This is a genomic window from Vibrio rarus, from assembly GCF_024347075.1.
In the GTDB taxonomy this organism is placed as follows: domain Bacteria; phylum Pseudomonadota; class Gammaproteobacteria; order Enterobacterales; family Vibrionaceae; genus Vibrio; species Vibrio rarus.
On the sequence record NZ_AP024900.1, the window covers coordinates 879510 to 895585 of the forward strand.

Annotated in this window: 17 protein-coding genes, 5 tRNA genes and 1 pseudogene; 14 read left to right on the plus strand and 9 right to left on the minus strand. The window is 41.5% G+C overall.

The window, feature by feature from the left end:
- Positions 1-75 precede the first annotated feature (75 nt).
- From oppB to oppF, 4 genes are read left to right on the plus strand one after another with little or no spacing between them, the layout of a single operon-like run.
- On the plus strand, positions 76-996 hold the full coding sequence (gene oppB, locus OCU56_RS04165) for an oligopeptide ABC transporter permease OppB (protein ID WP_261874288.1): 921 nt from the start codon (positions 76-78) through the stop codon (positions 994-996).
- Between the two features lie 14 nt (positions 997-1010).
- Positions 1011-1913, plus strand: a complete 903-nt coding sequence (gene oppC / locus OCU56_RS04170; protein WP_261874289.1) for an oligopeptide ABC transporter permease OppC — start codon at positions 1011-1013, stop codon at positions 1911-1913.
- Positions 1914-1933: 20 nt separating this feature from the next.
- Positions 1934-2911: an ABC transporter ATP-binding protein gene (gene oppD, locus OCU56_RS04175; RefSeq protein ID WP_261874290.1), complete on the plus strand. Its 978-nt coding sequence runs from the start codon at positions 1934-1936 to the stop codon at positions 2909-2911.
- Positions 2908-3909, plus strand: coding sequence for a murein tripeptide/oligopeptide ABC transporter ATP binding protein OppF (oppF, locus tag OCU56_RS04180; protein ID WP_261874291.1), 1002 nt, complete (start codon positions 2908-2910; stop codon positions 3907-3909). The genes oppD and oppF overlap by 4 nt, the downstream gene beginning before the upstream one ends.
- A 65-nt stretch (positions 3910-3974) precedes the next feature.
- Here oppF and OCU56_RS04185 read toward each other — a convergent pair whose 3' ends face one another.
- Positions 3975-4652 (minus strand): hypothetical protein, encoded by a 678-nt coding sequence (locus OCU56_RS04185; RefSeq protein WP_261874292.1) that lies wholly within the window; start codon positions 4650-4652, stop codon positions 3975-3977.
- Positions 4653-5077: 425 nt separating this feature from the next.
- On the minus strand, positions 5078-5920 hold the full coding sequence (locus OCU56_RS04190) for a hypothetical protein (protein ID WP_261874293.1): 843 nt from the start codon (positions 5918-5920) through the stop codon (positions 5078-5080).
- A gap of 296 nt (positions 5921-6216) precedes the next feature.
- Between OCU56_RS04190 and OCU56_RS04195 the strand changes: the two are divergent.
- The 6 genes and pseudogenes from OCU56_RS04195 to OCU56_RS04220 form a co-directional block, all read left to right on the plus strand.
- Positions 6217-6657: pseudogene (locus OCU56_RS04195) on the plus strand (LysR family transcriptional regulator); the annotation flags it as partial.
- 307 nt (positions 6658-6964) lie between these two features.
- Positions 6965-7237 carry a hypothetical protein gene (locus OCU56_RS04200; RefSeq protein WP_261874294.1) on the plus strand — a complete coding sequence of 91 codons (273 nt, stop codon included), beginning with the start codon at positions 6965-6967 and terminating at the stop codon, positions 7235-7237.
- Positions 7238-7535: 298 nt separating this feature from the next.
- A complete protein-coding gene (locus tag OCU56_RS04205; RefSeq protein WP_261874771.1) occupies positions 7536-7679 on the plus strand; it encodes a helix-turn-helix domain-containing protein in 144 nt (47 codons plus the stop codon).
- Positions 7680-7853: 174 nt separating this feature from the next.
- Positions 7854-9110, plus strand: coding sequence for a carbohydrate porin (locus tag OCU56_RS04210; RefSeq protein ID WP_261874295.1), 1257 nt, complete (start codon positions 7854-7856; stop codon positions 9108-9110).
- A 69-nt stretch (positions 9111-9179) separates the two neighbouring features.
- A complete protein-coding gene (locus OCU56_RS04215) occupies positions 9180-10559 on the plus strand; it encodes a metal-dependent hydrolase family protein (RefSeq protein WP_261874296.1) in 1380 nt (459 codons plus the stop codon).
- Between the two features lie 77 nt (positions 10560-10636).
- Positions 10637-11269: a DUF3299 domain-containing protein gene (locus tag OCU56_RS04220; protein WP_261874297.1), complete on the plus strand. Its 633-nt coding sequence runs from the start codon at positions 10637-10639 to the stop codon at positions 11267-11269.
- A 206-nt stretch (positions 11270-11475) separates the two neighbouring features.
- Here the strand turns inward: OCU56_RS04220 and OCU56_RS04225 are convergent, their stop codons facing one another.
- On the minus strand, positions 11476-11655 hold the full coding sequence (locus OCU56_RS04225) for a hypothetical protein (protein ID WP_261874298.1): 180 nt from the start codon (positions 11653-11655) through the stop codon (positions 11476-11478).
- A gap of 304 nt (positions 11656-11959) precedes the next feature.
- On the opposite strand from OCU56_RS04225, the gene OCU56_RS04230 reads away from it, so the two are divergent.
- From OCU56_RS04230 to OCU56_RS04240, 3 genes are all read left to right on the plus strand, one after another.
- Positions 11960-12214 (plus strand): type II toxin-antitoxin system Phd/YefM family antitoxin, encoded by a 255-nt coding sequence (locus tag OCU56_RS04230; protein WP_005526636.1) that lies wholly within the window; start codon positions 11960-11962, stop codon positions 12212-12214.
- Positions 12207-12476 carry a Txe/YoeB family addiction module toxin gene (locus OCU56_RS04235; RefSeq protein WP_261874299.1) on the plus strand — a complete coding sequence of 90 codons (270 nt, stop codon included), beginning with the start codon at positions 12207-12209 and terminating at the stop codon, positions 12474-12476. Before OCU56_RS04230 ends, OCU56_RS04235 begins: the two co-directional genes overlap by 8 nt.
- Before the next feature lie 89 nt (positions 12477-12565).
- A complete protein-coding gene (locus OCU56_RS04240; RefSeq protein ID WP_261874300.1) occupies positions 12566-12979 on the plus strand; it encodes a VOC family protein in 414 nt (137 codons plus the stop codon).
- A 371-nt stretch (positions 12980-13350) separates the two neighbouring features.
- Here OCU56_RS04240 and OCU56_RS04245 read toward each other — a convergent pair whose 3' ends face one another.
- Positions 13351-14475: an acyl-CoA desaturase gene (locus OCU56_RS04245; RefSeq protein ID WP_261874301.1), complete on the minus strand. Its 1125-nt coding sequence runs from the start codon at positions 14473-14475 to the stop codon at positions 13351-13353.
- 280 nt (positions 14476-14755) lie between these two features.
- On the opposite strand from OCU56_RS04245, the gene OCU56_RS04250 reads away from it, so the two are divergent.
- Positions 14756-15130, plus strand: coding sequence for an MmcQ/YjbR family DNA-binding protein (locus OCU56_RS04250; RefSeq protein WP_261874302.1), 375 nt, complete (start codon positions 14756-14758; stop codon positions 15128-15130).
- A gap of 56 nt (positions 15131-15186) precedes the next feature.
- Here OCU56_RS04250 and OCU56_RS04255 read toward each other — a convergent pair.
- The 5 genes from OCU56_RS04255 to OCU56_RS04275 form a co-directional block, all read right to left on the minus strand.
- Positions 15187-15271: transfer RNA gene (locus OCU56_RS04255), tRNA-Tyr, on the minus strand.
- A gap of 80 nt (positions 15272-15351) precedes the next feature.
- Positions 15352-15436: transfer RNA gene (locus OCU56_RS04260), tRNA-Tyr, on the minus strand.
- Positions 15437-15516: 80 nt separating this feature from the next.
- Positions 15517-15601, minus strand: a tRNA-Tyr gene (locus OCU56_RS04265).
- Positions 15602-15681: 80 nt separating this feature from the next.
- A tRNA-Tyr gene (locus tag OCU56_RS04270) sits at positions 15682-15766 on the minus strand.
- An 80-nt stretch (positions 15767-15846) separates the two neighbouring features.
- Positions 15847-15931, minus strand: a tRNA-Tyr gene (locus OCU56_RS04275).
- Between the last annotated feature and the right edge of the window lie 145 nt (positions 15932-16076).

Sequence of the window (16076 nt, forward strand, 5' to 3'; positions counted from 1 at the left end):
ATAACTATGAAAGACACTGCATGTGGCAACACATGCAGCGTCTAATTTTTTGTCACAGACTGGATGGATGAGCTGATGCTTAAATTCATTATGAAACGGATATTTGAAGCAATCCCAACGTTGTTGGTATTGATCACCGTATCATTTTTTCTTATGCGCTTTGCGCCAGGTAACCCTTTTTCTAGTGAGCGCCCACTTCCACCGGAAGTAATGGCGAACATTAATGCTAAATATGGCTTAGATAAACCTGTACTGCAGCAGTACACCACGTATTTAACCAACATCTTGCAAGGTGATTTTGGTCCTTCATTTAAATACAAAGATTTTACCGTAAATGAGCTGGTATCTAATGCGCTACCGGTATCGGCAAAAGTCGGTTTTCTCGCCTTTATTTTCACCGTTATTATGGGAGTCACCGTCGGCACCATTGCCGCGCTACGGCAAAATAGCGGACTCGACTATGGAATAATGGCCACCGCCATGCTCGGGGTGGTGATGCCATCCTTCGTGTTGGCACCCGTACTGATTTACTTGTTCTCGATTAATTTAGGTTGGTTGCCTGCGGGCGGCTGGAATGACGGTTCATTCAAATATATGGCCCTACCTATCATTGGTATGTCTTTACTGTACGTTGCAACATTTGCCCGTATTACGCGTGGTTCAATGATTGAAACCTTGAACAGTAACTTTATTCGCACCGCACGCGCTAAAGGTTTGAGCTACCGCTATATCATCTTAAAACATGCACTTAAGCCTGCATTGTTACCGGTTGTTTCTTATATGGGCCCTGCGTTTGTTGGCATCATTACCGGTTCGGTTGTTATTGAAACTATCTTTGGTCTTCCGGGCATAGGTAAGCTTTTCGTCAATGCTGCGTTTAACCGTGATTACTCTTTGGTTATGGGTATCACCATCTTGATTGGATTTTTGTTCATTCTGTTTAACGCTGTGGTGGATATTTTACTTGCAGTTATCGATCCTAAGATCCGCTATTAACAAGGAATAATAAGATGTTGATTAAAAAAGAAAGCCTTGAAGCGATCGAAAAGATGTCAGAGAACCTTGAAATCGAAGGTCGCTCTTTATGGCAAGATGCTCGTGTGCGTTTTATGCGAAATAAAGCCGCCATGGTGAGCTTATGTATTTTGGTTTTGATTACCCTAGCGGTTATCTTTTTGCCCATGGTAGCGCAATATACTTACGACGAAACGGATTGGTATGCCATGCATGCTGCGCCTTCTATGGAGCACTTCTTTGGCACAGACAGCCTAGGTCGTGATTTATATGTACGTACTTTAGTCGGCGGGCGCATCTCACTGATGGTAGGTGTACTTGGCGCTTTGGTAGCGGTACTGATAGGCACCTTATATGGCGCAGCCTCAGGCTTTATCGGTGGTCGTACAGACCGCGTTATGATGCGTATTTTGGAAATCTTATACGCGGTACCATTCATGTTCCTAGTGATTGTACTCGTGACCTTTTTTGGCCGTAATATCGTGCTTATCTTTGTGGCCATCGGTGCCATCGCATGGCTAGATATGGCGCGTATTGTGCGTGGTCAAACATTGAGTTTGCGCAGTAAAGAATTTATTGAAGCGGCTCATGTTTGTGGTGTAAGTAAATGGAAAATCATTACTCGTCATATCGTACCTAATGTTCTAGGTATTGTAGCGGTTTACTCAACACTATTAGTGCCAAGTATGATTTTGACGGAATCTTTCTTATCTTTCCTTGGCTTAGGTGTTCAAGAGCCAATGACCAGTTGGGGGGCATTGTTACAAGAAGGTGCCAACACAATGGAAGTCGCCATTTGGCAATTGCTGTTCCCAGCCGCATTCATGGTAGTTACTCTGTTCTGTTTTAACTACGTTGGCGATGGTCTTCGTGACGCGCTTGATCCTAAAGACAGATAAGAATAATAAGGAATAGGGTAATGACGAATAAATTATTAGACGTAAAAGATCTGAGAGTAGAATTTACTACTCAAGACGGCATCGTAACTGCGGTAAATGATCTTAACTTTTCATTAGAGCCAGGGGAAACGTTGGGTATTGTTGGCGAATCCGGCTCGGGTAAGTCACAAACCGTATTTGCCATCATGGGTCTATTGGCGAAAAACGGCATTATTTCAGGCAGTGCTAAGTTTGAAGGTCGTGAGATTTTAAACTTGTCTGAAAAAGAGCTGAACAAGGTTCGCGCAGAACAAATTGCCATGATCTTCCAAGACCCAATGACCTCACTGAATCCTTATATGAAGGTGAGTGAACAGTTGATGGAAGTGCTTATGCTGCATAAAGGCATGGGCCGTAAACAAGCCTTCGAAGAATCAGTACGCATGCTTGAAGCGGTGAAAATCCCAGAAGCTCGTAAGCGTATTACCATGTATCCGCATGAGTTCTCAGGGGGGATGCGCCAGCGTGTGATGATTGCTATGGCGTTGCTATGTCGTCCTAAGTTGTTGATTGCCGATGAACCGACGACGGCGTTGGATGTGACCGTTCAAGCGCAGATTATGGATCTTCTGAACGAGCTAAAATCGGAATTTGATACTTCAATCATCATGATCACCCATGATCTGGGTGTCGTGGCAGGATCCTGTGACAAAGTGCTGGTGATGTACGCAGGTCGCACCATGGAATATGGCACTGTGGATGAGATTTTCTATGAGCCAAGCCACCCATATGCAGAAGGATTGTTAAAAGCGATTCCTCGTTTGGATACTGAAGGAGAAGTACTACCGACGATTCCGGGTAATCCACCTAACTTGTTAAGACTGCCTCCAGGCTGCCCTTATCAAGAGCGTTGTCATCGTGTGACAGAACGTTGCATGAGTGAAACTCCGATTTTGACGCCATTTGGTACTAATCGCCAACGCGCATGTTTTTCTGACCACGAGGCTTGGACACGATGAATGCACCACTAATTAATGATAAAAACCTAATGTTGGATGTGAAATCGTTAAAGGTTCACTTCCAAATTGCTTCGAAGTCGGCGTGGCCTTGGAGCAAACCAACACCTTTGAAGGCAGTAGACGGTGTTAATGTTCGCTTATTCGAAGGGGAAACTTTGGGCGTTGTAGGTGAGTCTGGTTGTGGTAAATCAACCTTTGCCCGCGCGATTGTTGGTCTTGTTGAAGCAACCGAAGGTGAAGTGGTTTGGCTAGGTCAAGACCTCACCAAAATGCGAGATGTACAGCGCCGTGAAACGCGTAAAGACATCCAAATGATCTTTCAAGACCCTTTGGCTTCCCTTAACCCGCGCATGACGGTGGGTGATATTATTGCGGAACCTCTTCAGACGTTTTATCCAAAACTGAGTAAAGAAGAAGTAAGACAAGAAGTTAAAAAGATGATGGATAAGGTAGGCTTGCTACCTAACGTGATCAACCGTTACCCACATGAGTTCTCTGGTGGTCAATGTCAGCGTATCGGTATTGCGCGCGCTCTGATTTTAAAACCTAAGATGATCATCTGTGATGAGCCAGTATCCGCTCTTGATGTATCGATTCAAGCTCAGGTAGTTAACCTTTTAAAAGAGCTGCAAAAAGAATTTGGTCTGAGCCTAGTATTTATTGCCCATGACCTTTCTGTGGTTAAGCACATCTCTGATCGCGTATTGGTGATGTACTTAGGTAATGCGGTTGAGCTGGGTGAATCCAAAGTGTTATTTGCCCAACCTAAGCATCCTTACACACGCGCGTTGATGTCTGCGGTACCTATCCCAGATCCTAAGCTGGAAAGAGCCAAGAAAATTGAGATGCTTGAAGGGGACTTACCTTCGCCAATGAATCCACCTTCTGGTTGTGTATTTAGAACACGTTGCCCTGTTGCCACAGAGCAATGTGCTAAAAATAAACCCGTCCTAGAAGGGGATGATACGCACGCGGTATCTTGTTTTCATTCTTACTAATTAAGTTTTAGCCTGTGACAGGCTCGGGCGTGTTGTGCAAACAACACGCCCTTTTTTTGTATAGTTTAAAAATCGAAAGATAAACCAATTTCGGTCTTCACTGATTCCCCATCTAGTGTCAACGTAAATGAGGGTTTCCAACCTTTGATATTCAGTGTGACAACTAATTCGTGATAGGTGTAATGACCAGTTGATGTTTTTGTATTCATAAAATGGCTTTTGATTTTTGAGCTGTCATGATTAAACATATAACTCAAGCCTAACCACTCGGTCGTATCATGGTGTATGCCAACCATCTTATCGACAGTATATTTTTCAAGATCCATTTCGATAGGTAAATTTTCATCTTGGCGGTTTGCTTTAGCATAGCCAATGTCGAAGTTTGTCATCCATATTAGCTCATTGGTTATGAAACCTGCGGAGAATAGCCCTATGCTAGGGTTAATGGTATCTGATAGGTAATTATTGCCTCCCAGACCTTTAATACTGATTTCATTATAAACCTCTCCAAGTATGAAGTTATAACCTACGCCAGTTTCCCAATAGCCTAATGTATCCATCTCACCAAATATTCGCCATGAGTCAGTAAGATCATAGGATGCATCAAGTGTCGTGTATGACTCACCATTATCATAAGAAAAGGATAGAGAAAGGGTATCATTGATAGTATCTAAGATACTGTCTGTTGCATGTGCAGGAGCTAAATTCACAACGATTATCAGTAAAGAAAGTAGCCAATACATTAGCGTCATCTTTATACTTAAAAGTAATGGTAACAACGGCTTGTAATAGTTAATGGAAATTGAAGTGAGTATCACTATAAGGTATTTATTGTTCATCAGTGATCATACCAAGTTAATTTGCAATGGTTTAACTTGGAGGGAATTTAACCTTGAGTATTTCATGTCTTCTCTTTATGCCTCTGAAAATAACAGTAGCCACAAGCTGACATCCATTTTCATTTTTAGGCTTTGGGAGGAAGTACTCAATAAGAGTGTTATCCCTATTTAAATTTTCGAAAGAAGCTTTATTGGACTTAGTAGTAAGTAATTGTTGGTGTTTTGTAGTGGCGTTAATATTTAAAGAATATCTCGTAGCACTAATGTAATTTGTGCTACGAGATATCAGTTGTACAGTGCAAATTTATTGCGCTCTTATTACTAAGTGATTAGTTTCGCGATTGTAGTTTGGATCTGACGGACTTAGCTTTAGTTTTTAGCTGAGATTTAGTCATCGTTTTTAGTGAAGCTTTTTTTATCGCTGCTTCTTTTCGTACAATGGTTTTATCGAAACGCTCACCGTCCATCTTTTGGCCTTTAATATGAATAGTTCCATCTGTGACAGTGACATCGGCAACACCACCATATTCATTACGTAGAGTTGCAGTACCTTCCCCTGTTTTTTGTACCTGCCAACCTTTTACATTCTCAGGCATCTTAATACCAGGATTCAAATCAGAGTCGTCAATATTTCCTTGGTCGTTACCTGGATTTTGGTCTTCTCCAGAATCAAAGCCGGGATTTGATGGTTCAATAGGGAGCTCTTTTCGTACGATGGTTTTATCGAAACGCTCACCGTCCATCTTTTGGCCTTTAATATGAATAGTTCCATCTGTGACAGTGACATCGGCAACACCACCATATTCATTACGTAGAGTTGCAGTACCTTCCCCTGTTTTTTGTACCTGCCAACCTTTTACATTCTCAGGCATCTCAATACCAGGATTCAAATCAGAGTCGTCTATGTTTCCTTGGTCGTTACCTGAATCTTGGTCGTCTCCAGGAAGAGTATCTTCAGGATCAAGCTGAGGGGGATTCTCACTTGAGCTTGAATCTGAAGAGCTAGCAACAAGTGCGACAGCTGCTGCAACAACACCAGCCCAAGCACCTGCTGCATAATAGTTAATTTCATCGTCATTGGTTTCTGATGCAAAATCGTCATTGGTCTCTGATGCAAAAGAGGGTGCAGATAGTGATATTGCGACAAACGAGGCGATAATCGTTTTTTTCATTGTATAGTGTCCACAGTATTAGATATAAAAATTTAAAGTGCACCCAATCCTTGATACATAGCACTTGGTTACTTGCTGAGTAGGCTTCTCAAGTGGAGTAATCATAATTTTTAAACGATTTACAGGCTAGGAAACTCAAGATTTACCGATTGGAAAGGGCTAAATCTCAACCATCTTATGAGGTGGATTTGTTTACTTTTAAAGAAAATAACAACAATATCTAATTGAATTATTAGTGTTTTTATAATGTATGAATCGTTCTACACTGTAAGTAGTTTTATGGCGTGGGGCAGGTAATGAATCGAAATTTGGATATTCACAATATCTTAGTATTAAAAAAAATGTATGAGCTGAGAAATGTAAAACTGGTGGCTGAATCTCTGGGGAAAACATCGGGTGCGATCAGCAAAAATTTAAGTAAGTTAAAGATACAGCTGGATGATCCATTGTTTGTTCAAACTAGAGTTGGGTTTGAGCCGACAGCATTTGTAGAAGCTAATATGGATAATTTCGAGAAAATTCTGACTTATACAGAGGCTATCAAACATCAAGATTTCTCGCCTGTTAATTTAACTAGCACCATTACCCTATATGCCAACACTTTATTTTGGCATCGTTATGGTAACGATCTTTATCTCGCTTTAATAAAAGATGCGCCGAATGCTAAATTTTCGTTTCGTCAGTGGGGAATTGATTCAAGAGAACGTATGGTGGGAGGTGAAAAATTAATTGCGATTACTATAATATGTATTTAGGTTTACAAGCGAGGAAACCTAAGATTTCCATTAAGGAAACTAGTACAGATGATTTTATATAACAATAACTCATTTAAAAGATCATTGTTGTTATAGCACTTCACATGTGTCGTTTGTGACTTGGATAATAATTTATTAATTTAATACGTAATATCGCTTATTCCATAAAAGCTAACCTCTTAATGTAATCTAAATACATACCTAGTAAGCATCTACAAAATAAAATATTAAAAATGAAATGTAGATAGTTTTGAATACGGTTTCTATTAGTTGAAATCCAAGAGGTGTTATGATGAAAAATATTATTTTGTTATCTTTATCCACTGTACTGTTTGGATGTGCTATGAACTCGCCAAGCTCTATTGAAGAAGAGAAAACGGTTCGTTTGTGTCAGCAATTTCATCAACAACTAGGGGCACACTCACAGCATGAGTTGTCAATGGAATTGACGAATCGAGGTGTTAACCCTGACGGCCTAGCTTGTGTTGATGCGGCTAATAAAGCGTTAAAATATGATGAAAGGCATGATGACACTTTGTTAGTATGGTCTGAGAGTGATTAATAGGGTCAATATTAGATCCTAGCTAAGCTTGATAAAATACTTGCTGACGGTAATTTGAAGCGGCTAGCTTGATGAGTCGCTTTTAGTCGTGTCCATCATCAAATATCTAATATTTTGGCGATAATATTAGATATTAATACTCACAACGCAGACAGAAGCTCCCGTGTTTACTTAATTTTCAATTATTAATGGGAGGATTACCAGTCAACCATACCTGAGATGATTCATATTATTACTAATCTAGCAAAACCTGTAGCTCATGTATGTCCAGAAGTGAGTTAATGACCACTTTGAAAAAATAGCTTATCACTTACACTCTAGTGACGAGTCTATCACCCAGATTGCAAATCGTTTTGGTTACTCTGACTCGGCGCACTTTTCACGTTCATTCAAACGTATCTTCAATCAATCACCTTCGACTTATCGTAAACAATCTAGATAATAGAGTTTCTACTCAAAAGGCTAATCTTGCAGTCATTAAGTAGCGGTTGAATGTATTTTTTAATCTGCTAACATCATAAGGTGTCATGTTTATTAATAACTTAATTACAAGAATATCAGTTAATTAACATTTTCTTGTTCGAAAAACTCTCTTGTCGAAAAGGAAATCGATTGAATGAGAACTTTTCTTAAGCACAAAAAGATACTCCCTTTGTGTTCCATCATTGTTAGCGTGTTTCACGTTGTTCCCGCACTATCTGCAAATTTTGAAAGCCCAGATTCTGTCGAAAACACTATAGCTCAGCAAAAGCAGCAACAGCTCGATTGGCGAGAAAAATTAGCAGCTGACGGTTTTAGCTTTGGTGCAGACTACTTTTCACTTGGTATAACCTCAAATAATGGGGCGAATGGGGATTCTATTAATGCAGCGTCTGGTGTCGCGAGACTTTATGGCTCATGGAGCCTATTCAATCAAGGGACGAGCAACAGTGGTAGCTTGGTCTGGAAGATAGAGCATCGCCACGCTTATGGAGATAGCTCGCCAAAGAATTTTGGGTTTATCGATAAGGATAATATCGGCTATGTAGGTCTAATTGCCCCAGCATTCAGCGATCAAGGCTTTCGTGTTACTGACTTGAATTGGAAACAGAAAATCAACGACGGCAAAGGCACTATCATCATTGGCTGGCAAGACGTGACCAACTATGTTGACGTCTATGCACTCGCAAGTCCGTGGTCCGGCTTTACTAATCTCGCTTTCTCAACAGGCTCTGGAGTCATGGGTCTTCCAGACGACGGTGTACTTGCTCTATCGGCAGGCCACATGATTAATGACAACTTTTACCTTGTCGCAGGTGTCGCTGATGCAAATGGTGAATCCGATGATATCTTCGAAGGATTCCATACCGCATTTGGCAGTGACGCCTCGTATTTCTCTACCTTGGAACTAGGCTGGACCGCATCACACGATCAGATTTATACCGACAACGTCCATATTACCTTGTGGCATTTTGGCGACAATACTCGACATAATTTAGGTTATCCAGGGCCTGGCTATACCGATGGTGGAAAAGGCATTAACTTTTCTTGGAGTCAGTTCCTATCACCTCAATTAATGCCTTTTGTGCGGGGCGGTATCTCTGAAGGACAAGTCTCGCTGTACGATAAATCTCTGAGTGTTGGGTTAGGCTACTTTGGCCTTGGCTCACCTAAGAACAACCTAGGATTTGCCATCAATTGGTCAGAGATTAACGAAGAAGTATTACAACCAAATGCGAACTCGGACCAACAGTGGGCCTCTGAACTGTATTACAACATGCAATTTGGTGAACATTTACATGTAACGCCGGATATCCAATACATCAAAGATCCTGCGTTCTCTGGTGAAAGCAGCACTTGGGTATTTGGTGTAAGAGCAAGAATATTTATTTAGTGCCCGTAAATTTCTGAGGTCGTATTTTTGTAAATGCATTAGAGACACATAAACGATAAGGACATGATTATGAAGAAAACTCTACTTGCTTCCTCGTTAGCATTGGTTGCCACATTGGCCTTTGCTGAAGAAGAGGCTCAACTCCCACAAACGTTGTTTCAAAACGTTGACATTTTTAATGGTACTGAAAACAAGTTATATGAAGATCATTTTGTCTTGGTTGAGGGGAATATCATTACCTCTATCTCGCAAAAAGATATTGATGTGCGTGATGATGCCGTTGTCATTGATGGTACAGGTAAAACCTTAACTCCTGGCTTTATTGAAAACCACGCCCACTTGATGCTTATGGGGCCGACGTTGCCAGCGATGGAATCCAACACTACATGGGAAGATTTCGCCATCCACGGTACACGTATGGCGGAAATGTACCTGATGCAAGGCTTTACCACCGTACGTGATGCTGGTGGTGCTAATGGTGGCCTGCGTAGAGCTATCGATGCTGGTGAAATTGTTGGTCCTCGTTACTACCCATCAGGTGCATTTTTGAGCTCGCGTGGTGGTCATGCCGATTTTGCTAACTATACAGCGCCTGTCGGTGAAGACACCAACTTTGGCCGCTTAAACATGGCGCAAGAAGTAGATAGCGTAGCGGAAGTTAAAAAGTACGCTCGTAACAACTTCCGTATGGGTGCTACACAGCTTAAATACATGCAGTCTGGTGGTGTAGTTTCAGCCTTTGACCCATGGCAATTACTCGCAGGCTCCCCTGAAGAAGTAGGTGCAGCTGTTGAGGTAGCCGACACATACGGCAGTTATGTTATGGCGCACTCATACCGAAAAGAAGCGATCATTGGTGCACTAAACGCAGGCGTTAGGTCCATTGAGCATGGCTTCATGTTCGACTGTGAAATTTCAGATCTCATGGAAGAAAAAGGGGCGTACATTACCACTAACTTAACCGCCTTTGATCCCAATCTTCTTGAAATTCCAGCCGTGAAAAATGTGCCATCAAGCTTAGCGAAAGCAAAATCGGCTTCAGCTGCATTTAAAGATTACATCCCGAACATGAAAAAGTGTCCGGCTCCACGTGGCTTCCAGACTGACTGTGTTGGTTCGGTTGATGCCTGTAACATTCAAGTAGCATACGAGAAGAAACTCAATAACGACTTCTTCGGTCCATTTGAGTCACTAAAAACACTCACTTCAGTCGGTGGAGAAATAGCCACGTTATCGGGTGAGTTCATGAATCCATACCCAGACGCTAAATTAGGGGTTATCGAGAAAGGTGCCTATGCAGATATCCTACTTCTTGATGGCAACCCTTTTGAAGACTTTTCTGTGGTCGGTACGGGAGATAAATGGTTTGGTGCTGAGAAACGTCCTGAGTCTCCAGAGACTATCCAGCTTATTATGAAAGATGGCGTTATCTATAAAAACACGCTTTAACTAGCTTCAGTTACTCACCAGCTTGTTATCGAGCTGATGAGTAACTATTTCTCGCCAACTTATAGTGAATCTCAGCCTTGAATAGATTAATTATCCTCATTGTGTCTGTCGTTTCATTTTCTGGTTTCTCTAGTGAATTGATTCAACTAGAGTGGAAAGACTTGAAGCCAACGCAGACACAAAATCAAATCGTGTTACCTGAGTTAAGTTACCAACAGCGCCAAGCATTGCAGGACGTTTTTACTCTATCGCAGTACAATGATCCAGAATCGGTCTCTGAGTTGGCCGCATTAAAAGAGAGGTTAAAAGCAGATGGACTTGATACTGATGCTCTTTTAAAACTGCGCGCCGAATACATTGAAACCCAACAACGGATGGCAGAAACCGTCACCACTGAATTTAATGGTAAAAAAGTGCGTATTCCCGGCTTTCTTGTTCCTGTTGAATTTTCAGCACCTTTAGTAGCCACTGAATTTTTGCTCGTTCCTGTGGCAGGTGCCTGTATACATATGCCTCCTCCTCCAGCAAATCAAATTGTGCGGATCTCTTATCCTAAGGGATATAAAGTAGAGACAGTGCAATATCCTGTTTGGGTTGAAGGTGTCATGTCATCGAAATTGGAAACCGACAATCTCTACCTTGTTGATGGCAATACAGATGTGACGATGGGTTACACTATGAATGCTTCTTTAGTGAAGAATTATCACTAACTTATAAAGTCGCGAGTGGGTTGAGATGCATACAGAAGGCAAGACAACTGGATTTGTTAGAAAGTGAGATACGAACTCACGCGCATCATCTATGCGGATAAGCTTATTTATCCAATCCTAGCCAATGATATGGCGATATTATCCCATGGAACGTTGAAATTTGTGAAGCCGAGTCGGCTTCACAAATTTATTGAGCGTTTAGCTTATTAATCTAATTCGCAGTAAGTTTGAATTGTCTCTATTTCTTTATTTTGAATTTGAGAGGCCAACGTGGCCCCTGCAGTCTCACATTGTTCCATCGTTGTGAATTGTTTATTTACATCAATTTCCGCTGTTGTTTGAGCGCCGCCTACCATCAAGCTTAGAATTAGTGTTAGTTCATACATTTCTTATTAGTCCCATTGTGTTGTTAAGCAATGCTTCCATGTACGATTAAGTGAGCTTCATTGCAGGGCATTTGCTTTTGAAATAGAAGTATAATGAATGAAGATCTATCGCACTTACCATTTGGTGCCATTTGATGTCATTAGATGGTGAGCAGTGGAAAATAAGATAGTTCGTTTTCTTTATCTATAGCAAGGTATATTAATAATGTCTAGTTGCCTTACCCATATTACATGTTCAATTTACTGTACAAGTATGTAAGTGAAGACTATACTTGTACCATTAAGTGTACATGTGAGGGTTTTTATGAGAATTGTATCTTTTACTGAGGCTAGAAATGGTCTTAAAGCTGTTTTAGATGGTGTAGTTAATGACGCAGACACAACAGTCATTACACGTCGTGACTCTGAAGATGCTGTGGTTATGTCTTTAGACTACTACAACAGTCTTATGGAGACAGTGCACTTACTACGCTCTCCTCAAAATGCTGAACACCTAAACCGATCAATAGCACAGTACCGTGCTGGTAAAACAACCGCACGAGAGTTGATTGATGAGTAGTAGTCAACGTTTACTATCGTGGACTGATGAGGCTTGGGGGGACTATCTGTATTGGCAAAGCCAAGATAAGAAAACACTCAAGCGTATCAACAAACTCATTAATGATGTTAAGCGTTCTTCTTTTGAGGGGATTGGTAAACCAGAGTCGTTGAAAGAGAATTTATCTGGCTTTTGGTCTCGCCGCATTGACGACACAAATAGACTTGTTTACGCGATCGATGATCAAGCAATCACAATAATATCATGCCGCTACCACTACTAAATTAAGTTCAGTGTTTACGGCGGTCAAATTGAGTGTCGAGGTTGCGTGCTTCACACCTTAATTGAGCGTTAGACGCTCAGAGAATTTGAATGAGAAAATTGTCAGTTTTGACATTAGGTGTGGTAAGTCTTGAACGCTCGGCGAAGTTTTACGAGTCGGTACTTGAGCTTGAACGAACTGACTACGAATCTAGTGAAATTATTTTTTATCACTTGGATGGTGCAGAGTTAGCTTTGTTTCCAAGAGATGAATTGGCCAAGGATATTGGCATCTCTCAACAAATTAGCGGGTTTTCGGGTATTACTCTCGCTCACAACGTGAGTTCTTCAAAAGACGTTTTATCTCTACTACAAAAAGCCAAGCTTCACGGTGGCAATATTGTCAAAGATGGACAGCCAGTGTTTTGGGGTGGTTTCTCGGGTTACTTCTCTGACCCAGATGGCCATCTATGGGAAGTAGCTTGTGGTTCAAAAGAATACGCACTAGAAAAAGAACGCGCCTAACGAATAAGGATAAGTGTCGCCTAGCCAATACTTTATCGGGATGTTGAACAAGCCCAATTGTGTCGTTGTCTTCTATTAGTAAATGGCTCTTTGGTGAGTCGCTTGAAATAAACCTCATCGACTTGTAGTGGTTCATATTTAAAACCCCCACAACGGCAACGTCGTCCAGCTCTACTTACTCATGTACATGCTCTAGCCCACACAGCAATAAATCAGTGGCCTGCACACCCAATAATTTGTGCCGAAGGGTGACTCCAAAAACGCCTTAATGAGTCTGGAACGACTGTGCATTAAGGCGTTTAAGTGCATGTGTTAGGTTAAATCAGCAGGAAAAGGCAATAGTTTGCCATGCGATTTTGTTTTTATACCTATTAGGCAAAGCGTTTGATCTGGCTGAGCCAAATTTGTTGTTGGTTGTGAAACTGGTGTTTGAGTTGCTGGTGGTGAATCATCAACACTTCCAGTTCATGACTCTTTAATACTTGCTGTTTTTTACTTTGTAATAGGCGCATTTTACTGTTGTAGTAATCTTGCATGCTTTCCATCAGAGAGTCGAAGTCTTGTTCAAGCTTGCGAGCTAAGGCAGGGGCCGCATTGATAGCATTCAGTTGGTCATGGGCCTTTTTTAGCATCATAGTGGCGCGGGCCTTTTCAATTTTTAACGGGGGAGTCACTCGCAGTTTTTCAGTTAATCCAACCCAAGAGCAAGCTTTGATAAGCCACTTTGTGGGATCGTATTGCCACCAATAAATGCCGTTGCGGTAGTCATTTTCAAAAAGATGATGAAAGTTATGATAACCCTCGCCAAAGGTAAGAAATGCCAATATGCCGTTGTCTCTTGCCGAGTTTTTATCGGTGAAGGTTTGCTTGCCCCAAATGTGCGCCAAAGAATTGATAAAAAAGGTGGTATGGTGGCTTAAAAACAGTCTTACAGCACCGACAACTAAAAACATGCCAACGATGTCGTCATAGATTATGCCCAGTAAAATAGGGAAGCCAAAATTACACAGTAGCGCAAGGACAGCATAATATTTATGTTGCCACTGAACCACTTTATCTTTTTTTAAATCGCGACAGTTTTGGTAATCCGAATAGGTTTGCTGATTGTAATTGCGCAGCATCCAACCCATATGAGAATACCAAAAGCCTCGGGAGGCGGAGTAGGGGTCTTTGTTATCATGGTCAACATGCTTATGGTGTTCACGGTGATCAGAAGACCAATGCAGAGCACTATTTTGCAGTGAAAATGCCCCGCCAATGGCAAAAATGCCCTTTAGCACAGCATGTGCTTGATAGGTTTTATGACTCCACAAGCGGTGGTATCCCGCTGTGATAGATAGGTTAGTAAAACTAAATGCAACCACAAACCATATTAAGTGTGCCCAACCCATGCCATAGTTAAAGGCATACCAAGGGGTAATGACAACGGCTAATAACAAGCTCGAGGCAAATATAAAAATGTTAAACCATAGTAGTGGTGGACGTTTACTGCTCACGGTGACTCCATTCTTTGTTCTGTTTCAGCTTACAACTGTTCGCTAGAATATCAGCAAATGAAGGCAAATTAATTAGCCCTGTCACATTAAGATACAATTTCTATTCATTGTTTATACCCTTATAGTGAGTAAATGCTCACCAGTCGCGCAGGAAAACGCTTAAGAATAAGTCAGTATTATTGGTAACTGTTTGTTCTACAATCAAAAATTCCAACACGATTACAATTGCTTTAACAAGCTAGACTGACCTTATTTGTGCGTCTATATATAGGAGCAGAGCATGAACCATAATACGTTCAACCAATTTTGTGATTCTTTCAAAGCATCAACCTATGTGGTGCAGTGGGGCGGATCTCATGTTTGGAAGGTGGCCGGAAAAGTGTTTGCTATTGGTTTTACACTAAAAGATGGGCAAGAGGCTTATACCTTTAAAACATCACCACGCAATTATCACTTTTTGCAACAAAGTGAAGGGTATCGGCCCGCCCCTTATTTTGCCAACCGTGGAATGAAGTGGATTCAGCAAATCCAAACCAGTGGCAGCTTAGATGAAGAGTTACAGTATTATCTATCGGAGTCGTATGGATTGGTGTTATCTGGTGTGAGTAAGCGCAAGCGAATGGAACTGGGTTTAATGGATGAATCACTTAAATAGAATGTATAAGCGACCAATAAAAAAGACCCGCTCAATGAGCGGGTCTTTTTTAAAAGTGGTGGTGGGAGATGGATTCGAACCATCGAAGGCAGTGCCGTCAGATTTACAGTCTGATCCCTTTGGCCGCTCGGGAACCCCACCGGGGTATTTTTATACTTAATTAATGGTTTCCCAACCCGCTTAATCAAGTTTTCTTAACTGACGAATCAGTTAAAAGAATGTGGTGGTGGGAGATGGATTCGAACCATCGAAGGCAGTGCCGTCAGATTTACAGTCTGATCCCTTTGGCCGCTCGGGAACCCCACCAGGGTATTTTTATACTTAATTAATGGTTTCCCAACCCGTTTAATCAAGTTTTTTTAACTGACGAATCAATTAAAAGAATGTGGTGGTGGGAGATGGATTCGAACCATCGAAGGCAGTGCCGTCAGATTTACAGTCTGATCCCTTTGGCCGCTCGGGAACCCCACCAGGGTATTTTTATACTTAATTAATGGTTTCCCAACCCGTTTAATCAAGTTTTTTTAACTGATAAATCAATTAAAAGAATGTGGTGGTGGGAGATGGATTCGAACCATCGAAGGCAGTGCCGTCAGATTTACAGTCTGATCCCTTTGGCCGCTCGGGAACCCCACCAGGGTATTTTTATACTTAATTAATGGTTTCCCAACCCGCTTAATCAAGTGTTTTTAACTGACGAATCAATTAAAAGAATGTGGTGGTGGGAGATGGATTCGAACCATCGAAGGCAGTGCCGTCAGATTTACAGTCTGATCCCTTTGGCCGCTCGGGAACCCCACCAGGGTATTTTTATACTTAAGAATAGTTTTCCCAGTCCTCTCCTCAAGTTCGGAGCGAATAATATCCAGACGAGGTTTTTCTGTAAAGGACTTTCTTTAAAAATCAGTTCATATGGCCGAATTTTGCTCGGAATGGCTAAAAAGCG